This is a genomic window from Serratia aquatilis, assembly GCF_044865145.1.
GTDB classification, from domain to species: Bacteria; Pseudomonadota; Gammaproteobacteria; order Enterobacterales; family Enterobacteriaceae; genus Chania; species Chania aquatilis.
The window spans coordinates 4,096,813-4,117,354 of the sequence record NZ_CP173186.1; the positions used below are offsets into that span (position 1 = coordinate 4,096,813).

The window sequence follows — 20,542 nt, forward strand, 5'->3', positions numbered from 1 at the left end:
TGATTGATTGTGGTGTTGTCACTACCCCAAAAGCTCGAACCGGCTTTTGAGGTAGTGATCTATGGTGTGCTGGTCTGTGTTGTCGGGGTATAAATAATGCGCAGAGTGCCGGTATAGCGCCCAGCCGTTTTGTCCGTCAGGCGAAAGGCTGGCGTTGTTAGCGTGATAGGGGCGGGTACGCACAGCGCTACCCCCGGCACGCCCGCTAAGACCACCTGCCGTTGGATATTACGCCGGTCGGTGTTGGTCCAGATAATCTCGCTGCCGTTTGACACACGCTGTGCAGCCCCTGTCGTCGGGTTTATCACGCTGACCTGGTAGTCCAACCGGTTAGCCGCCTTATTTTTATCCGCACCTTGGCGATAAACCGAGAACTGCCCGGCAGGCCGTCCAGATGCGTTGGCACCTTCATCCTGAAATAGCAGGCTGACTCGGTTACTGGATGAGTTACTGCCGTCATACAGGCACATATCCAACAGCGTGGTACCGCTGGCGGTAACGTTCTTTACACCGGGCCGGTTGTTAAGATTAAGGCTCACCTGCGGCGTAGCGGTTGAGAATGCCGGAAAATAGATTTGCTGCCTGCCGAGATCCGTTACATCCAGCACAATGCTGGCATTCCAGTCAGCCCGCTGAAAACCGTTACACCCGGTGGTGAATTGTGTATCGCAATTATCCCATGCCTTCACTCGCATTTTCAAACTGGCCTGCCACTTTCCCGGTAAGTTAAGCTTATTCAGTTCCGACGATGGGATATAAACAGAGAAACCGTACTGCAAATAAGCCGGTCTCCATGATGCTGCTGCGCCGGTGCCATTTTTCTCACTGGTTAAATTTAGCGTAACTCTGGTATTACCCTCGTGTTTGAAGATAAGTTTTAGGCTGTTAGCTGGCACGCTACTGTACCAGATAAGTTTTGTCGGGCACGCGCCATAGGTAGCGTCAGTTTCTGAGTAACAAATCAAACTATTCACTGCATCCCTATTAGCACAGTTAACAGCATCCGAGCATACAGGGTCTGAGCTTCCGCCAAAAACGCTATCCCAAATAGGCAGACGAGCCGGGATGCCTCTTTTGTCAAACTTCACATTGATAGATGTATTCTGTGGCTGGGGGGGAGTATCCGCCGCTGAGGCTGAACAGTGAATCCCATACGTCAGTAACACCAACAGCTTTATAAAGCCAATGGGATTAAAGCAAAAAGAAAAAAACCGATACATTACGACTCCTTAAATCCACAGCCTAGTTGTTCCTATCACTTGTTTTGCACCGTTGTGCGGCCTTTATTACCGTTACCCGCTGTCATCAGCTCTACCTGTTTTTGCTCGGCACCGGGTAAACTTGCCATTTCGGTGCTGGCGCATTGCGTGGTGCCCACCCAGCGCACTACGTCGCGTATAGCCTTTACCTTCAGTTGGCACTGCCAAAACGCGTTCTCTTTCATTACGTACAACGTTTTCAGCAACTTGGTGGTTTCTAGCGTGAAACCACCCTGCCCAAGCGGCGTCCAGGACACCACGTTTAACGGTATTGCGTCCTCAAGCGGCAGGTTATTTTCATCGATCATCCTACCCAGCCAGGTGTAATGGGATGTCACCTCGACACCACGGCTGAATACCTTTCCTGGCGTCAAAAACACCGAATGTGAACCCGAACCCTTGCTGATTTCACTGTTAACCCCCGCTGGGGCGGAAGAGGATTCGATGACGTTGAAGGTTGATTGGCGATAACCGGGTACGGTGAATACGGCCCGGCTATTGCCGCTGACTTCAGCCTGGCCACCGCTATCAACGGAGACGTTAACCCGTGCTAGCATCTCCCCTTCTGGCGCATCCACGTTCAGCGCAATGGCAGATGAGGGAGAGCCATCGCCCCAGCGGCCCCACAGTAACCCAGTACGGTCAATGACCAGCGAGGAGCCGAAGTTGCCGCTGCTACTCAGCGTGTGGTGGTTTTCAATCCGATCATAGGCGTTGCTGACGGTGAGCGTACCATTGCCGTATTGTCCCCCCATGCGTGCATTAGCCAATGCGGTTAGCGTCTGCGCCTTGATACCGTAAAGCGATACACCAAATTCGTTCTCACCGTTGTCATCGGCGAAGCGGCTGTAAGAGGCGTTGTAGCTCAAACTATCGCCTCCGCGCTGGCTACTCTGCCAGTTGGTACCCAACGTGGAGAGGCTGCGATTACCACCGCCACTGCGGTTGCTACCAAACGTCAGGCTAACGTTTAGAAACGCCACGTTATCGGTGCCATCAAAGCCAGAATCCCTGCGTCTCAAAGCGTTAATGCTGGTATTGATGTTGATATCATTCAGCGAGAAGGAACGGCTGAATCCCACCTGCCAGGTACGACTGTGAGAGCTGTTGGTGTAGACCTGCTCCCACGGGGCACCGGTTAACCGGCTGATGTCGTCCTCCGACAGGTCGCGGCGATAGGTGTAGCGGCCTTGATTGCTGTTAATTGAATAGCCCAGATTGACGTTCCACAACGAGACGGGAACCGACAGCATCAGGCTGGTGCTTTTATTACAACCGCTGTAGCTGTAGCGTTTAGTCGTCTGTTGACTACAATCTGGCGCCGTCATTTCCGAGCGGTAAAAACTGAGCGAGAAACCGTCGTTATAATTCAACTGCTGAATGTTGCCTTGGGAACCATCGCTGCCGTGCAGGTAGCTAATCCGAGCTGTCAGTACGCCGTCTATAGGGCCACTGCTGAAGCCGTGGCCCCAATCTGCAGCACTTTCCCAATAGCGAGCGTTGCTTAGCAGCGCGCTGCCCGCCGTCAAGGAAAGAGTATCGGTGAAGGGAATACGGACGCCGCCCTGCACCACGCGTTGATTATCATCGCTACTGTTTTGATCACGACCAGTCAGATTCCCCACCTGTAAAAACCATTGAAAGGTATTCAGCGGCGCATTCCCCGTGCCGGTATAGGGAACGGTTTCCGTTCTGACCAACTGATTATTCTCATGGATACGTAGGGTCACCGTATAGCTACCCATGGGAAAAGTACGAGTGTCCAACACCTGCGCACCTGGCCTCAGATAAAATGATGACAGCAACTGGCCGTCACGAAAGGCGTCCACCCGGGCCTCTCGCGCCAGAAAAACGCTCACTGGCGTCCCCTGAACCACCTTGTTCTGATCGATCCATGCTAGCGTTGAACCAATCCTTACGCCGCGGATCTTGCCCAGCGGTAGCTGGCTGAGATTGATGTTACCGCCCATATTGCTGAAAATATCCCGCGAGTCCATGATGCCGCCCTGCAGGTAGATCTTTTTCAGGAAGTCCTGGCGGAAGTAAGCATTGTTTACATCGGTCTGCTGGACACTGTCTGAATAGAAGCGCTGCCCCTGCCAGAGCCAATCGACGTTGATAAAGCCGTTTTCCGTTATCCCCAGAGAACCATTACCTTGCACCGAAGCCGACTGGTAATTCTGGTCAGCAACAAAATTGATGTTTTGTTGGTGCACCAGGGCATTACGGCTGTTAATTGTTGTGTCGTAGTATTTATCGTCGTTTTTCTTTTCTGGCAGATACCCTTTGCCTAGGAATAGGCTAATGCGCCCATAGTTCTCGTCATAAATAACGGCGACGGTGTCCGTTTCAATAAAGTCACAGCCCGGCGCATTGCCACTAGAACTGCATGCCAGGTTGCCATTGCGCTTGAGGGGTTGTTTTAATGCGCTACGCAGCAGTAATTGCAGCACCGGTGAATCGTTATATTTTTCGTGGATGGTGGCGGCAATCTCATCAGGTCGTAAAAAAAACACTTTCTCGAGGTCAACTTTAGCCTGAAATAGTCCCAGCGGTTTGCCGTAAAATGACACATCCAGCCAAATAACCTGCCCCTTGGCCAGATCTTCAAAGCCCGCAGGCACCTTCGGGGAAGCCGCCGAATGGTTGCAGACAAAAAGCAGGGTCGCCAGCGCAGTTGATAATGGCTTTATTCTGATATTCATCTGTGACGTCCAGGAGAGCAGGCGAGGCCATCACAGCCCCGCCTGAAAGAGATAAGACTTTTTATCAGCCGTTTTTAGCAGTTGCCTGAGTAACGATCAGGCTGACAATACCACTGTACTTGCCAGCTAATGTTGCTGCACCAGCGGTAGTCTGTGAGATAATCAGCGGTATCACCGCAGAACCATTAGTGATACCTGCCGGGAAGGTCGTCCCGTAGTTAAACACCGTGGTGGTGGTGCTCAGTTTCTGCCCGTTCAACGTTACGCTGAGAGGAATAGCATTATTGCCACTCTGATCGGTCAGTGAAGGAGAAGATGCCAGGCTGACGTTAAGATCGCGATCTGCCGTATTTGACCACAGCTTGACGTTATTGCGATACGCTGTAAGCCCCTGACCTGGTTGGTATTGCATAGTAATACTGGCTGGCAGTGGGCTATTATCGGCCTGAGTAATGGCGACAGTAGGATCGATATCCGCCGTCACGGTAATATCCTGCTGCACGGCATTGGCGTTAACCGCAGTCAGTAAAGCCGCTGAACTCAGTGCAATTTTGAAAATACTTTTCATTTAAAACTCCATTAGTGGTATTGATGTATCCCTTCATTGTTGAGGGGGGTTAGTTCACCTGATTAGCAGGTAATTCGATTTCTTCCGTTGCGTTTTTCAGCCAGTTGTAATATTTGACTCGGTACTTTATTTCGGATGAGAAACGCATACCGGCAAGACGTATCGTGGTGCCGGGATACACTGTCGATGTTTCTTTTTTCCATGAGCATTCACCGGTTGTATTGCATATCGCTAATTCCCGTAGAGGCAGACGAATTGTTCCCTCATTAATCACTTCGGCAGAACCGGGATTATATTTTAGGCTGACAATGGATTCTGCCGGTGCAACATGCACCAGTGCGCCCCATACGATGCTGACGCCGACCTCCGCAGTACGATTTTCTGAATTTTTTTCATTATTCGCTTTATTGAAAGTATTTTCTGACACGCTCTCGAAATAGACACGCCAAGTGGTTTCCTTTTCTGGAAAAGCAAGAGAAACCAGTCTGACAATTCTTTCCCCACCGGCAGTAAGTGCTAGTTTTTGCGGTGTAACCACAAGCGACTCACCTGCAGATATATCAGCATGGATCTCTTTTTCATTCGGCGTTCCGGGGTTGATTATTTTTTTTAGGCTAATTTTGATAAATTGCACTTCGTCGCTTTGCGACAGCGCTTTAATTTGTGCCGCGCCATTTTTTCCCACCTCTGTTTCCATCGGGTAGACCATCATTGATGCCTGGCTGGGAAGGCCAAAAAAAATAAGAGCAAAGACGGCGCACACCACAATACGTTGTGGCAAAAGGTACCTATTCATTTTTTATAAATTTCGTCCTATTTTTGGTGTATTTGTATAAATAGCGACTCTGCTGCAATCAACCAACAGTACGTTTTACATCAACAATAGCCAGTGAGGTAACATTGCAAAAAATATACTCCTAGAGCCGATGAGAATATCGAGTGAGGGCATACATATTATTTCCTGTAATTAATCTCTTCATATCCCCATTTACTGGATAAACTTTATCCCTTGAGCAACCTCAAATACACTTAACACTTCTCAACCACAAAAAACAGAGTTTTACTCTAAAAATTAACATTAAGTAGGATTATAACCCCAACAAAGCGAGTGTTAAGTTAAAATAATAGTTTAATTGCATTGTCATAACAATGTCATCTGGATAGGTATTAAAGATTCTCCATCCTTACCCTTCCACCACCTGAAGAATCAATCTACCGTAACGAAAAAGCGAAAACCGAACTGCCCCAGTGATTAATAAACTCAGCTCATTAACCCTATCGAATTACAGCCCCTAATCAAATTAATCGCATCCATTGAAGTAATCCGTGAGGTATTTATTAATGCAAAAACGTTATCTCGATAAGTCTGGCCTTGAAGTTTCGGTGCCGGGGCTGGGATGCATGGGGCTGAGCCATGGATACGGCCCGGCAACAGATACCCGGCAGGTTGTGCAGGGCCCACTGCTTTCAGATCACATTTTTCTGGCAGACGTATTCCCATATAGAAACTACGTGTTATGATACGCGCCGTAAATACCCATCAACTTTCACCGAGGCTTTGATGCTGGAGAATGTAATCATCAGATAATCAGCTTGCCGACCTTCTCAGGCCGGACTGGTTATCAATGCGCCGAAATCGAATGCGGACACCGCTGTGTGTTTGCATGCTTTGCATATGATGATTAACAGGTTTTTCCAGTATGAATTTATCCCGTCAGGAACAACGTACCTTACACGTACTCGCCAAAGGTGGACGCATTTTACACGTCCGCAATGCATCAGGCCGTATCACATCCGTTGAATGTTACAGCCGTGAAGGGCTGTTGCTGAGCGACTGCACGCTCACTGTTTTCAAAAAACTCAAAACCAAAAAACTGATCAAGTCCGTCAATGGTCAGCCATACCGTATCAACACCACCGGGCTGAACAACGTGCGCTCACAACCGGATAACCGCTAAGGAGAGTGTTATGAATACCCTTTTTTCCCGTGAGTTTATCCACGCCAACATCATGGGGCCAAACGCCCTGCTGCTGGCAGAAGAAGTCAGCGCATCACTGGCATTGAAACCCGGTATGCGGGTGCTCGATTTAGCCTGTGGTACCGGTATGACCTCGATGTACCTGGCAAAAGAGTTTGGTGTTGAAGTGGTAGCGATGGATTTGTGGATTGCCGCTGAAGATAACGCTAACCGCTTTAGGGAAATGGGATTGCTCGGGCAGATTACGCCGCTGCATATGGATGTTAGCGACCTTCCGCGCTGAAGCCGTTTCCAGAAAACAGTTTTGATGCGTTGATAAACATCGATGCGTACCATTACTTTGGTGCCAGCTGGTTTAACTTCACCAAAATGACTGGCCGCATTAATAAGTAAAACAGTGCCCCCATCTGCGGATGGGGGCCTATACTCTGCATAATCAACCGTTAATTGTAGACGATCTTCAACACGGCAAGAGTGTGGCTCTCATTAAGCCATTTTACCTTGACCTTCCCTTGAGGGAATTCAGTTCTAGATTTGCTAATCGGTAAAATCGTATTGGTTGTTTTACCCGCCCTGTAGCATCCAATATTTATATCTCGACCGGTATTATCTATGTTGCAAGATCCCTCGACGATTGCGCCAGTGAAGTTAATCACACCGCCTGTTGCACTGTTGGCCACCGGAATATGAGAAAATGACATAACGGCAAGAGAGGTCACAATAGAATAACGCGTAAAAATGTTCATAAAGCCTTACTATTCAGTCAAATGAACATCCGTGTCATATTATTAAATAAAAAAGATAAAAGAATTATCTTATAAGTTTTAAATGGGAAAATTAAAATAGATAGCTTACCACCGGCTAATACCCGGTAGCATCAAGGATGGTCATTACTCATCCAAGCTGTAATAGAGTTCGCTATTGAAGGAGATTGAATGCAGACATATGGCGGCTGCTGTTTATTTTCCGCCCGTTTCGATAGCATCCGATAGTTACGGTTAGCTGAGGGTGAACTGTGGCAAAAAATCCAATAACGCCATCTTTGGTACTATTATTAAGCAACGAGGGGGTAATTAAGGTTGCAGTTTTGGAGCGGGTGCTAATGTTCATAAAATCTCACTAGGTGGTGAATGAACATCCATGTAACACGGGGTTAATTAGTTCGGGGCGGAATTTACCTGATATTAAAAACAATGACAACAGTTAAATAAAAATAACCATTCTAGGATAAAGCCGCAGACACCCAGTAATTCATAAATTATAAATACTTTAATTTCAGTTATTTACGTTTTATATGTTAACAAAAAAACCACCGGGGTACATTTAGTACCATTACAGATAGAAAACCTACAATTTACCTCATTAAAGTTATTTAAAGTCATAACACTAACCTGATCTTTTTATCATAATACTGACTTGGCATATTCTATGCCTATTATTTATATTTTACATGTTTATTTTAAATGCATACACACCATCAATAATAAACCATAAATAATGGGCCAGATAAGTAAAAAAACGCCCTACCTGCGGATAGGGCGTTGATGACTTTAGCCAACCGTTGCGCGGGGGCAGCGAAAAGTTATCTTGCTGTTTCTACTTAATTATCTGCGAAACGCCGCCCTTTATGGTAGAAAACCCGATCATGCTCGCCGATTGGCCTCAGTACGCGGCAGGGAACGCCCACAGCGACCACGTCTGCAGGCACGTCCTTGGTTACCACGCTTCCTGCGCCAATCACGCTATTCCGGCCGATGGTGACACCGGGATTAATGATCACCCCACTGCCAATCCAAACATTATCCTCAATCGTTACGGTCAAAGAAAACTGCTGCCCGGTAATACGCACCGCAGGATCTACCGGATGCCCCGTGGTGGATATGGTGACATTCGGTGCGATCATCACATTGTCGCCAATCAGCACCTTACCGTCATCCACCACAACCAGATTAAAGTTGGCGTAAAAGTTATCACCGATAGTGATCTGGCTGCCGTAGGCAACATGCAGTGGCGGCTCAATCCAGAAGTTATCGCCGATTTTCCCCATCAGTTGACGGAGCAGCGCTTCTCGTTTTGTCCGCTCTGAAGGCCGCGTATGATTAAAGTCATAGACCAATTCTTTGCCGCGTAGGCGATCTTCTGCCATACCTTCATCCATATCAGTATATAAACACCCGCTGGCCAATCTTTCCCGTTGCGTCATCATCGCGTTATCCCTGCTGTTCATTACGCCAAATTCCGTACGGCTTCAGGTTCAGGTTCGCGTTTAAAAGCCGACAGCGGCCCGCGCCCCGACAAAGTGAAGACAGATATCAGAGTAAATGTCAGCGCGATCAGCCCCAGAATAAGGTAGGTTCCGTGGAAACCGACTTTTTCGTACATGTTCCCGGCAAAGACCGACATAAACATGATGGCCAATTGTTTAAAGAAGCAGAAGCAAACCAGATAAATAGTGGCGGAGAAACGCACCTCAAACACCGAGGTAATATACTTGAAGCAACCGACGATCAGGAATGGCACTTCAAACATATGCAAGGTTTTCAGAACGACCACTTCTAACGGCGTAGACGCAAACGAAGAACCGATAATGCGCACAGACATGATTAACCCCGCCAGCAACAGCGCATTTTTCCCGCCGATACGGTTCACAATGAGCGGAGCAAAAAACATGATCGCGGCATTCAACAACTCACCCATGGTGGTGACATAACCAAAAACACGCGTACCCTGATCGGCTGAAGAGAAGAACGAGGTGAAGAAGTTGGCGAACTGTTGATCAAACACGTCATAGGTACAGGAAACACCTACCACATATAGGGCTAAAAACCACAGTTTAGAGTCTTTCAGTAGTTCGAACGCCAGGCGTAAATTAAATGGCTTACTGTTAGCGCCCAATTTATCTGCAACCTGCGCGGTACTGCCTGCCTCCGGTTTTGCGATAAGTAACAGGATCGCCAATATCACGGCACAGCCAGAGCCAAGCCAGAATACAAACTCGTTGTTGATGGTGAACATAATACCAACCACCGAAGCACACAATGCCCAGCCAACGCAGCCAAATAAACGTGCACGGCCAAACTCAAACGAACTGCGACGGCTCACTTTCTCTATATACGCCTCAATAGCTGGCGCACCGCCGTTATAAATAAAGCCAAGATAGATCCCACCTACAATAGAGCCTAAAAAAATATTGGTGCGTAATAGTGGGCCAAACACATAGATGAAGAATGGGGCAAATAACACCAGCATCCCGGTGATAATCCACAGTAAGTGTTTTCTTAGCCCCAGCTTGTCTGACAGCAAGCCGAATATCGGTTGAAACAGCAATGAGAAGAAGGAGATGCAGGCAAAGATAATACCGGTATCGCTTTTGCTGACCTGATTAATGTCATGCAGCCAGATAGGGAAAAACGGAAAATAGGCCCCCATGATGAAAAAGTAGAAGAAGAAAAACAACCCAAACATCCAGAAGTTAGTATTTTTTAAATAGTACATGCGAATTCCTTGTGCAAAACCCAAGCGCGTTTTGAGTTCTTCTTCAAGTACGCGACATTATTTATATATGTATCGGGTAAGAGATAATTATTTTTCTGTACTCTAAATAATTCGAGTTGCATTATGGCGATAAAGTCGCTAACCCCCAGTCACATAGATAGCTATGTAACTAGGGTAAACAAATACAACTAAAACTAAAGTGATTAAATGTTATTCGCCGTATTGCCAAACCAACTTATAGTTATAGTGTTCAGCATCCAGGATAAAGTCAGGGCTCACGCTCGGGCTCCATGAGTCATCGCCGCCGACCCCCATATGGAAACCATCGATATTGACCCAAACCCCTTGCTCCGCATGCAACAAATGGTTATGCGAGGTATCGGCTAATTGCTGCTGGCTATAACGGCTGAGGCCAAAGTGGAAATTCCCCTGCCACTGCCACTGCCCAAAACTCAGTTGGCGAGTATTACAACGCAGCCCATTCTCCGTTGGGAAAATGTACGGCGTATGGAGCTCAGAAAGCGGTAACGTCCAGCGTCCAAGCTGAGCAGAAAGCTGACGGTCAGGATAGTTTTCGTGGGGGCCTAACCCCAGCCATGTTGCCTGTTCAGCAATATCCGCAAGTTGGCAGCTCAGCCCAATACGCGCTGGTGCCGGAATACCATGGGCCACATCAACATCGACATCAATATGCAATTTACCCCGGAGGTCGATCAGATAGGTCTTGCGGCTGATAAACATGATGTCGTTTTGGTAGGCATAGGCATGGGTGGTACGGATCTGCACACCTTGCGAAATCGCATCGGCTTCGCACTGCAGCAAGCGCGTTTCTAACGCATACATCCCCGCCTTCTTCCAGCGTTCTACCCACGCATTAGGATCGATACGGGCGGCATCGCTTACCCCAATATCATTATCCAGCGGTGCTCGGGTAAAGTTATCGCGAAGCGGCGCCAACAGAGAGGCTTTTTCATCCTGCCACCACTGTTCAAGCAGACCGGTTTGCCGATTGAACAACCAGCGCTGTGTACCCCATTCAACACTGAAGGCATCATTGCGCTCGCTCAACCGAGGTGGCTGTGCCTGAACATTACTGTTATCGGTTGGCAAAGCTAATGACCGCGCTAAACGCCACTGGTCCCAGGCGCAGCGATGATGTTCTTCAGACCATGCCGTCGCCTTCATTTGGCGAACCTCGACGTTCAGCCACAGTTCGCCACTACCGTTCAGTTCGGGAATATCACCCAGTACTATTTTCTGCGTACCCTGTGCAGGTAGGGACAATTCAGCCTCGCCCTGCGCAATAGCTTTTCCGTCTAAAGCGATGTTCCAATAAAGCCGTTCGTTATCACTGGTACGGAACAAATATTCGCTGCTCACTTCAACCGTTAACGGCTGCTGTTCCAGCAACTGGAACTGGAAAAATTGTTGGGCGCGCTGCGCTTCAAACAGTGCCGGATGCGGACTGCGATCGGGGAATACCAATCCGTTCAGACAGAATTGGCGATCGTTAGGCGTATCGCCGAAGTCGCCACCATAGGCCCAGTAAGATTGGCCGTCATCACCAATACGCGTCAACGCCTGATCGACCCAATCCCAGACAAAGCCGCCCTGCAACCGTGGATGTTTACGGAAAGCCTGCCAATAGCGATCAAAACCACCAAAGCTGTTACCCATTGCGTGGGCGTATTCGCAAAGGATCAGCGGGCGCTGTTCATCCGGTAAACCGATCCACTTCTTGATCGACCATTTTGGCACCGCTGGAAAGGGTTGATCCTGTTCAACTCGTGCGTACATCGGGCAGATAATATCCGTTGCCGTCGAGTTGGCACCGCCGCCTTCATATTGTACCGGGCGGGTAGGATCCTGGCTTTTCACCCAGCGATACAGTGCATCATGGTTGGTGCCGTGGCCGGATTCATTACCCAGCGACCAAATGATAATACAGGCGTGGTTGCGGTCGCGTTGCACCATACGCGTCACCCGCTCGCTCATGGCGTGCAGCCAAAGCGGATCATCGGTAAGCCGGTTCATCGGTTGCATACCGTGGGTTTCAATGTTGGCTTCGTCCACCACATACAGACCGTAGCGATCGCAAAGCTTGTACCACAGTGGGTGGTTCGGATAGTGGGAACAGCGCACGGCGTTGAAGTTATGCTGCTTCATCAGCAGGATATCCTGGCGCATGGTGGCCTCATCCATCACCTGGCCGTGTTCAGGATGATGCTCATGGCGGTTGGTGCCGCGGATCAACAACGGCTGGCCATTAAGCTTCAGTAAACCGTTACTGATTTCAACCTGGCGGAAACCCACGTCATAGGCCTCGGCCTCCACCAACTCCCCCGTTGGCGAGAGCAACAGGACTACTGCACGATACAGTTCCGGCGTCTCTGCACTCCATAAGGCCGGTTGCTCCACCGGCAAGCGCAGGGTAGTGCGCTCATCATAAGCGCCGCGCTCATCAATAATCTCACTGCCAAAGGCCTGAGTTTTCTCGGCGATCAGGGTATCTTTACGCCACAGTTGCACCTGCACCCGGTGCTGTTGCGGCTGATGAGCTCGCACCTCTACCACCAGTTCCCCTCGGCGGAAACTGTCGCTCAATGGGGTGGTAATATGGATGTCGCTCAGGTGAGTGGCGGGTTTATGCAACAGGCTGACGTCGCGGAAAATCCCGCTCATGCGCCACATGTCCTGATCTTCCAGATAACTGCCGTCGCACCAGCGCAATACCATCACCGCCAGCCGGTTTTCCCCTGGGACCAACACCTCGCTGAGATCGAATTCAGCAGGTAAACGGCTGTCTTGCGAATAGCCAACCCAGTTACCATTGCACCACAGGTAAAAGGCAGAATTAACGCCATCGAAAATAATCCGGGTTTGCCCCTGCGCTAACCACAATTCATCAACATTAAATGTGAGCGAGTAACATCCAGTAGGGTTTTCTGCAGGAACAAATGGGGGATTAACCGGGATCGGATAGGTGACATTGGTATAAATGGGTGCATCGTAGCCTGCCAGTTGCCAGTTTGACGGCACCTGCAATTCATCCGCGCTGTCCAGATCGCTCTGTAGCCATGCCTCCGGGACTAACTCTGGCTGGCTAAAATAGCTAAACTTCCAGTTGCCATTTAATGAAATCGACTGGGTTGAAGCCTTATCTTCCCGGGCATCTTGCTCATTACGCCAACTTTGAAATGGCGGGTGTGCCGGCAGGCGACGATATTGCGTACAGGCAGGATTTTCCCAGTCTCGACGAGATAAAACAGCACTGAGTGATTGCCCTGGTTGAGATGAATTCATACTGCACCCCTAAAATGTTATGCGCTCACAATTAATGATAAAATGAACAACATACGCAGAGGTGTAAAGCAAATATCCTTGGGAAAGCGAGGTCAGTCACAAATTCAGCCGGGGACCGGTACCGATCCCTTAGTTTGGCTGCTATTTTCCATCGAGCGCGGAGATTTGGTGGGCGATACGCAGCAACTCCTGAGATAAACTTTGCAACGATACCTTTTCTTGACTCGCTGCCGCTGTTGTATGCCTTTGCACCAAGCGAGTCGCCAAGCGCAAAGAGCCAACCTGAGACTTATGCTGCCCTTCCAGACACTGGACCAGGCGTTTAACGCTTTCCTGCCCCAACATGCGAAAATCTTGCTTAATCGTGGTCAGCGGCGGGTAATAGCAAGCGCTATCTTCGGTATCATCATAGCCAACTACCGACATTTGCGCCGGAATTTGTAACCCGTACTCCTGCAATGCTCGCAGTACGCCCAGTGCCATCTGATCGTTTGCAACCAATATCGCCGTAGGGTGTTTTGCCAAGCTTAAAATCTGCCCGGCCAACTGGTAGCCGGAAGCCGCACTCCAATCACCATGCAGCACAGAACAAGGCTTCAACTGATGTTCTGCTAGCGTAGCCAGCCACCCCTGATAGCGTAACCGTGCCGAAATCGAGGCCAACGGCCCGGTAATCAGTGCGATATCTCGATGCCCAAGAGCAACGACGTGTTCGACCCCTTGACGAGCACCTTCATGCGGATCAAACAGAATACTGGATACGTCACAATCGGGATCAACGTCCAAAAATAGCGCAGGCACCTCGCCACAAGTTTGCACAATAGCCTGGGAATCTTCAGTACTGAGAGAAACATTAATCAACAAGCCATCTACCCGCTGCGACAACAGCTCGTTTATCGAAGAGCGACAGGCTTGGACGCTGAGATCTTCTACCATGGAAATCACCACGTTAAATCCCATCTGGTTAGCCTGGGTTTTAATTGCCGAAGCAATTTGCGAAGGGGCATGCAGTGCCAGTTCGGTGGTTGCCAGCCCCAACGTAAAACTCTGTTTACCCGCAAGTTGCTGGGCGACACGGTTTGGTACGTAATTCAGCGCAGCCATTGCCTGCTCGACCTTCGCGCGGGTTTTACCCGAAACGTGTTCAGCACGATTTAATACCCGTGACACAGTTTGATACGACACGCCGGCATAGTCGGCGACGTCATTAAGCGTGACAGATTTAGGCTTCATACAGTTTCCCGCGTCGATTAATTCCAAGAAATCAAGCTAGGCTGTGTCCCTTAGCTGTCCGTGGTGCCGTCGCAGACCCAAAAGCCCATTACCAAGGCGGAGGGCGAAGGGCAGAGTGGCCCTCTGTTCAAGCCCGACAACGCAGAGAATGGGCTTTTGGGGCGCGACCCGCAGGGCTGGGGCCAGTTAAGGGACACAGCCTAATGGATATCAATCATAGCAGGTTAGGAAGCTTTCCAAGTAGGTGTTATTGGTGCAAGGGGCATGGTCGGCGGGCAGAAACCACCGTAGCTGCATGGATAAGTAAACCAGGCTGTGTCCCTTAACTGGACGCGAGCGCTGCTGGCGGGCAATTAAGGGACACAGCCTAGGCCTATAACCAGTTAACTCGGTTTATCTTGTTGAACACGAGAACCAATTGGTAGCCCAAAAGAGGGAAGCCCATTGGCATGCCAGCCAAAAGGCTGCATATGGATTTCACGCGCCCACCCTGCGCCTTTGAATTTTGCAGCGTGGTAAATCAACCAAGATTGACCGAGATTATCGGTAAAAAAGCCATTATGCCCTGGGCCATAGATATCGGCAGATTCATTCTTGCTAAAGACTGGGGTTGGATGCTTGCTCCAATTGGCCGCCACCATCGGGTCACCGCCGTTGAAAAGCAGCAAGCCAAGGCAATAATCATCTGTCCAACTTCCGCTGGCAGAGTAAACAATAAACGCTTGTCCTTTAGGATTTAACAACACCTGTGGTGCTTCGTTAACCTGTGGTGTTCCAACCTGTTCCCACACAAATTCTGGCCTGGATAATTCGACGCGTTCCCCAATTAATTGCCACGGGGTAGCCATTCTGGCGATATAAAGACGCTGCTGTTCATTAGTATCGCCTTCCCAACCCGACCAGATAAAGTAACGTTTTCCTGCAAACTCGAAAATAGTGCCATCAATAGCCCATTTATCACTGGCATCCGCTATTTTTCCTGACTGGGTTGCCGCAGGATAATGATAATCACTGAACGGATCGCTATTTTCTGATTGCAGTACATACATACGTTGCTTGGTCATATCACCTGCAGACGCGGCAAAATAGATGTACCAACGGCCATCCAGATAATGTAACTCAGGTGCCCAGACATGCTCGCTATTCACACTATTGGGTTTAGGCATCCATACTACTTTCTGTTCAGCATTATCCAGATCGCTCAAATCTGTTGTGCGCCATAGTGTGATATTGCTCGCCGTGGTTTGGGTGTAGTAATAATAACCATCACTATGATGTACTACCCACGGATCTGCTCCATCACTCAGGATAGGGTTAGTAAACGTCGTATTGGCCTGTAATGGCATGATATTTCCCATCATTAATAAAATAAAGATCCCCATCCAATGCGTTACCTGATGCTTCATATTCCTTTCCATCTGGATGTATCCTTTATACCCGTAGCCCTTCAAGCTGCATGGGCGTTGGCTGCGTCCAACTACTCGGCCCGCCCGGGGCCAGCGCAAGCGCTGTTCAAAAACGCATTGCGTTTTTCAGACTGCTGACAAACCCCGTTATTAGGGAGAGCGTGCCGATGGGGTCGTAACGGCGTAAGCCGTCGGAGCGCCCCTCGGTGCGCTAGGCCCGGGTATCTCGGGTCAGAAGGCGACTTTGTCATCAACCTCGTTTTTGTCATGCAACTCGAATTATTTAGAATATGTTGTCAGCAACGTAGCGTTTTACCGTCTTTGTCAAACAGGTGAATATGCTCAAGCGCGATCGACAAAGAAATGGCTTCATGGCATTCCGGTATACGGGAGTCGGTATTTATCTTTACCAACAGCAAGGGATCTACTCCGGGACATTGAACATGCAAAAATGCTGAATCCCCGAGATTCTCTACCAGCGAAACGTGGCCTCGAAGATGACCTTCGCTGCTATTCTCCTCCACTACCGTCAGGTGTTCCGGGCGAATACCCAACTTTATTTGTTGATGTCCAGTACAGTCAAACCTGGCCTTGGCAATCTGGATAGCAGTGTCATTCCCTAGCTCAAGATGCCATGCGTGATCTTTTTCTGCGTTTACTCTGGTTGTTAGAATATTCATTCTTGGGGTTCCCAGAAAAGTCGCAACAAACTCGGTAGCAGGACGCTGATAGAGCGCAACCGGGGAACCAACCTGCTCGATATATCCTTTATTGAAGACCACAATCCTATCGCCCAAGGTCATGGCTTCTACTTGGTCATGGGTGACGTAGATCATGGTTGTGCCCAATTTCTGATGCAAGCGCGCCAACTCTGTACGCATTTTTCCTCTCAGCGACGCGTCAAGATTAGAAAGCGGCTCATCAAACAGGAATACCTCGGGTTCACGGACGATGGCTCGGCCAATCGCTACCCGCTGCCGCTGCCCGCCGGAAAGCTCTGCCGGTTTGCGCTTCAGCAAATGTGCCAATTGCAGGGTTTCCGCCACCTTATTAACTTTAATGGCGATCTCTTTCTTGGAAGTTTTATTGAACAACAAGGAAAAACCCATGTTTTCCTCTACCGTCAGGTGCGGATAGAGCGCGTAAGATTGGAAGACCATCGCGACTCCCCGTTTTGCAGCTTCAAGCTTGTTCGCCAGCTTGTCGCCAATATGAACCTCACCAGCAGTAATCTCTTCCAGCCCCGCGATCATCCGCAGCAGCGTTGACTTACCACAACCGGAAGGACCAACAAATACAACAAACTCCCCCTTGTTAATTTTCAGATTAACGTTATGGATGACTTGATTTCCGTCGGGATAAATTTTCTTCACATCGTTCAATATTACACTAGACATTCTCTTGATCTCTTTCACCAACCTCAATGAGGCTGTAATAACGTGGGGAACCGCTCAGGTTACCAAGCTAACCCAAACATTCATTTAACCTTTCAGCCCAGTCGCGGCGAGGAAACCCGAAGCCACCCTCTTTTGGAAAAGCACATAAATAATCGCAACTGGCATACCACCAATCAGCGCAGATGCCATATTCTGTGCATATCTGACTCCATAGCTGTCATTCAATTGGGTCAAGCCAATAGGGATCGTCATATTCTCGGTAGAGCTGATCACAAGGAATGGCCAGAGGAAATTATTCCATGCACCGATAAAGGTAATAATTGCCATGGCATAAATAATATTCTTCGAAAGTGGAATATATACTTTCAATAGAACCTGGAGTTCGCTGGCACCGTCAAGGATCGCCGCTTCACGAAAATCCTTGGGAACCTGATCAAAGAAGCGTTTGAATACAAAAAGCACCATAGGCGAGACAATCTGCGGCAGAATGATCCCCCCGAGCGAGTCAACCAACCCCATATGATAAATCTGTCGAAACAGTGGAATGACCAACGCCTCAAAGGGAAAAATAATCCCGAACATACAGGTCCAGAAAATCAGGTTGGCGCCCCGGAATCTGAGTTGCGAAAAGCTATAGGCCGCCAGCACGGTAATCAGCAAAGTCACACCGGTAATCGCTAAAGAGGTGACGACGCTGTTCATGAAGAATGTGGGTAAGCTCCCGAAGGTCAACACATTGACGAACGCTTCAACGGTGGAAGGATCGGGTAGCCATTGTAACCCGGAGACAGTTTGTGCCTCTGAACGCAATGCCGTACTGAACGCCCACAGCAGTGGGCTGCTCCAAAGAAAGCACAGTAGCAGAGTCAATATTGCGGCCAGCAGGGAACTAAGCTTTATATTCATCTTAACTCCGACGATTCATAAAACGGCTAAGCAAAGATTGCAGTAACAGGATCAGCAATATAATTAATACGAAAGTCACCGCGATAGCCGAAGCATAACCGGCATTTTGATTGACGAATCCCGTTTCATACATGTAATGGAGCACGACTTTCGTACTGTCAAATGGCCCTCCCCCTGTAAGCAGGTAGGTCTGACCAAATATTTTCAACGATGCAACCAGTTGCAAACCAAATACCATCAAGGTAACCGGACGTAATTGCCGCCAGGTAATGTAGCGAAATGTTCCCCAGCGCGTCGCACCATCCAATCCCGCGGCTTCATAAAGATCTTGAGGAATATTTTTTAATGCTGCGAGGAACAGTAATACGTTGAAACCAACCGTCCACCAGATGGTGGCAAGTGCCACCATCGGCATGGCAAAGTCAGGATCGTTAAACCACGCAATCTGGGTACCAGCAACAAGGTTCACTACCCCAAAGGTTGGATGTAACATCCAGCTGGAGATCATTGCCATCACGGCGATCGGCAAGATATTGGGAATGAAAAAAATAGCCTGCACCGTGCTGGCAAAGTAGCTCAAGCGGTTGATCAACATTGCCATGACCAACCCTAGAGCCGTGAGTGGGACCACCGTCAGCAGCGAGAAGTACCCAGTATGCAACATCGCATACCAAAAACCAGGATCCTGCAACAGTTCAACATAGTTGGCTAACCCAACATAACCGTGTGTTTCTGTTAAGCCGCTATCGGTAAAGCTGAGCTGCAATGTCTGCAGTGCAGGCAATACAAAAAAGAGCACGAATGCCAGTAAAAATGGCATTAACATCATCCAAGGTATCAATGCCTTACCTGCACTAGCTGAGATTGTTTTTTGTCCGTCTTGGTTATGCATACCTGAGTACCACCGTTTAAAAAAGCTGCCGCTTATAACCCTCTGGCTTTCGCTACGCAGTGTATTAGCGAGCGGGGCGGTTCATAAATTTACCCGCATCGCGCTCAAACATTTGCAGGGCCTTTTCCGGTGCAAGCTGGCCTGTCAACGCGGCTGGAAAATACTTGGAAGCGGTTGCCTGTAGAGGACCGGCTGCGCCACTGTACCAACCATCGGGTTCATAGACGATGTGGCTTGCTGTTGCGGTGGCATAGTCATTCACCAGCGGCATCGCTTTAAATGCTTCAGTGTTCACCGCTGGCTCAAAAGCAGGAATGTGACCACCTTCGGCCCAGGTAAGCGCATGTTCGTTGACATAGGTGGCAAACTTCACGATACCCAGCATCTTCTCTGCCGTGATCGGCTTCCCTTTGTTATTTGGAATGGCGATAGCATGCGAGTCAGCCCAGACGGCTGGGTTGCCATCAAAGAATGCAGGAAGCGGAGCAACGCCAATATCCATAGCTTGCTGCTTGTTATTCATCTTATCCATGACCGAAGGGATCTCCCACACACCGTTAAGCATGAAGGCTGAATGCCCGGTCAAGAATTCAGTCGTTGAGGAAGAGTAATCCAATCCCTTGGTGGCATAACCCTTTGAGTACCAATTTGCCATGGCGTCCATCGCTTTTTTACCGGCTTCACCGAAGACGAACTGGTTGTTCTGGATGGTTTGCGCGCCTTGCTGGCGAATCATTGATAGCCATAGCCGATAAGGCATGTAGGACATGGGGGAAGTTTCCATGCTAAGCCCGATGGCACCGGTTTGTTTGACACTCTCAAGTGCTGCGTTGAACTGTTCTAAAGAGACAATCGGTTTAAGTTTTCCCTGCTCATCCAAAAGACCGGCTTTACGGACAATATCCTTGTTGTAGTAGAGAACTAGCGCATGGGTATCAATCGGCAAGGCATAGTTTTTACCTTCGACGGTACTTTGCTGCCAAAGCAATGGGAAAATTTTGTTAGAGTCATAGTTAGCACCTTTTAGTGCTGCTACCGTGATGGGTTCTAAGCCATTAGTTTGCGTAAAACCGGAAATCTTGGACAAATGAATAGTCGCCATATCTGGGCCACTGCCCAGTGAGGTCGCTGTTTTCAATTTAGTGTAGAAAGGCTCCCCCCAGTTCAACACGGTTGTTTCAATTTTGTATTCCTCCTGGCTGGCATTAAAACCCTCAACCAAGGTTTTCATACGCGCGCCATCACCACCATTCAGCAGTGTCCAGTATTGGAGCGTGGTCTGTGCCATCACTATCGGGGATAATATTGTTCCCACAGTCAATAATAACCACAATTTTGATTTATTCATTTTTTCATTATCCTTTTATTAAATCAGAAAAATAAATTCACTTACTTGGCA

The 20,542-nt window shown here is 48.8% G+C and carries 16 protein-coding genes and 1 pseudogene; 3 read left to right on the forward strand and 14 right to left on the reverse strand.

Translation table 11 applies throughout. From position 1 onward, the window contains the following. Positions 1-59: 59 nt before the first annotated feature. From SAQUA_RS18490 to SAQUA_RS18505, 4 genes are all read right to left on the reverse strand, one after another. On the reverse strand, positions 60-974 hold the full coding sequence (locus tag SAQUA_RS18490) for a CfaE/CblD family pilus tip adhesin (RefSeq protein ID WP_380678934.1): 915 nt from the start codon (positions 972-974) through the stop codon (positions 60-62). Between the two features lie 281 nt (positions 975-1,255). Next, positions 1,256-3,964: a TcfC E-set like domain-containing protein gene (locus SAQUA_RS18495; protein WP_380678937.1), complete on the reverse strand. Its 2,709-nt coding sequence runs from the start codon at positions 3,962-3,964 to the stop codon at positions 1,256-1,258. A 64-nt stretch (positions 3,965-4,028) separates the two neighbouring features. Further along, complete coding sequence (locus SAQUA_RS18500; RefSeq protein WP_380678940.1) at positions 4,029-4,532, reverse strand: CS1 type fimbrial major subunit; 504 nt, start codon at positions 4,530-4,532, stop codon at positions 4,029-4,031. A 49-nt stretch (positions 4,533-4,581) separates the two neighbouring features. Further along, entirely contained in the window at positions 4,582-5,313 is a 732-nt protein-coding gene (locus tag SAQUA_RS18505; RefSeq protein ID WP_380678943.1) for a fimbrial protein, read from the reverse strand. A 560-nt stretch (positions 5,314-5,873) separates the two neighbouring features. Here SAQUA_RS18505 and SAQUA_RS18510 point away from each other — a divergent pair. The 3 genes and pseudogenes from SAQUA_RS18510 to SAQUA_RS18520 all read left to right on the forward strand — a co-directional run. Beyond that, a pseudogene (locus SAQUA_RS18510) lies at positions 5,874-5,978 on the forward strand (aldo/keto reductase); the annotation flags it as partial. 254 nt (positions 5,979-6,232) lie between these two features. Beyond that, positions 6,233-6,490: a YjhX family toxin gene (locus SAQUA_RS18515; RefSeq protein ID WP_380678946.1), complete on the forward strand. Its 258-nt coding sequence runs from the start codon at positions 6,233-6,235 to the stop codon at positions 6,488-6,490. A 10-nt stretch (positions 6,491-6,500) separates the two neighbouring features. After that, complete coding sequence (locus SAQUA_RS18520) at positions 6,501-6,794, forward strand: SAM-dependent methyltransferase (protein WP_380678949.1); 294 nt, start codon at positions 6,501-6,503, stop codon at positions 6,792-6,794. A gap of 160 nt (positions 6,795-6,954) precedes the next feature. Here SAQUA_RS18520 and SAQUA_RS18525 read toward each other — a convergent pair whose 3' ends face one another. The 10 genes from SAQUA_RS18525 to SAQUA_RS18570 all read right to left on the reverse strand — a co-directional run bounded on the left by SAQUA_RS18525 (position 6,955) and on the right by SAQUA_RS18570 (position 20,491). Beyond that, positions 6,955-7,257, reverse strand: a complete 303-nt coding sequence (locus SAQUA_RS18525; RefSeq protein ID WP_380678952.1) for a hypothetical protein — start codon at positions 7,255-7,257, stop codon at positions 6,955-6,957. 854 nt (positions 7,258-8,111) lie between these two features. Beyond that, positions 8,112-8,717, reverse strand: a complete 606-nt coding sequence (locus tag SAQUA_RS18530; protein WP_380679118.1) for a maltose acetyltransferase domain-containing protein — start codon at positions 8,715-8,717, stop codon at positions 8,112-8,114. Positions 8,718-8,737: 20 nt separating this feature from the next. Further along, on the reverse strand, positions 8,738-10,006 hold the full coding sequence (locus SAQUA_RS18535) for an MFS transporter (RefSeq protein ID WP_380678955.1): 1,269 nt from the start codon (positions 10,004-10,006) through the stop codon (positions 8,738-8,740). 210 nt (positions 10,007-10,216) lie between these two features. Then, a complete protein-coding gene (locus tag SAQUA_RS18540) occupies positions 10,217-13,309 on the reverse strand; it encodes a beta-galactosidase (protein WP_380678958.1) in 3,093 nt (1,030 codons plus the stop codon). Between the two features lie 141 nt (positions 13,310-13,450). Beyond that, on the reverse strand, positions 13,451-14,542 hold the full coding sequence (locus SAQUA_RS18545; RefSeq protein WP_380678961.1) for a LacI family DNA-binding transcriptional regulator: 1,092 nt from the start codon (positions 14,540-14,542) through the stop codon (positions 13,451-13,453). Positions 14,543-14,925: 383 nt separating this feature from the next. Continuing rightward, entirely contained in the window at positions 14,926-15,960 is a 1,035-nt protein-coding gene (locus SAQUA_RS18550) for a family 43 glycosylhydrolase (RefSeq protein WP_380678964.1), read from the reverse strand. A gap of 284 nt (positions 15,961-16,244) precedes the next feature. Next, entirely contained in the window at positions 16,245-17,345 is a 1,101-nt protein-coding gene (locus tag SAQUA_RS18555) for an ABC transporter ATP-binding protein (RefSeq protein ID WP_380678967.1), read from the reverse strand. 84 nt (positions 17,346-17,429) lie between these two features. Continuing rightward, positions 17,430-18,251 (reverse strand): carbohydrate ABC transporter permease, encoded by an 822-nt coding sequence (locus SAQUA_RS18560; protein ID WP_380678970.1) that lies wholly within the window; start codon positions 18,249-18,251, stop codon positions 17,430-17,432. A 1-nt stretch (position 18,252) separates the two neighbouring features. Then, a complete protein-coding gene (locus SAQUA_RS18565; RefSeq protein WP_380678973.1) occupies positions 18,253-19,071 on the reverse strand; it encodes a carbohydrate ABC transporter permease in 819 nt (272 codons plus the stop codon). A gap of 136 nt (positions 19,072-19,207) precedes the next feature. Continuing rightward, a complete protein-coding gene (locus SAQUA_RS18570; protein ID WP_380678976.1) occupies positions 19,208-20,491 on the reverse strand; it encodes an extracellular solute-binding protein in 1,284 nt (427 codons plus the stop codon). Positions 20,492-20,542: the final 51 nt, after the last annotated feature.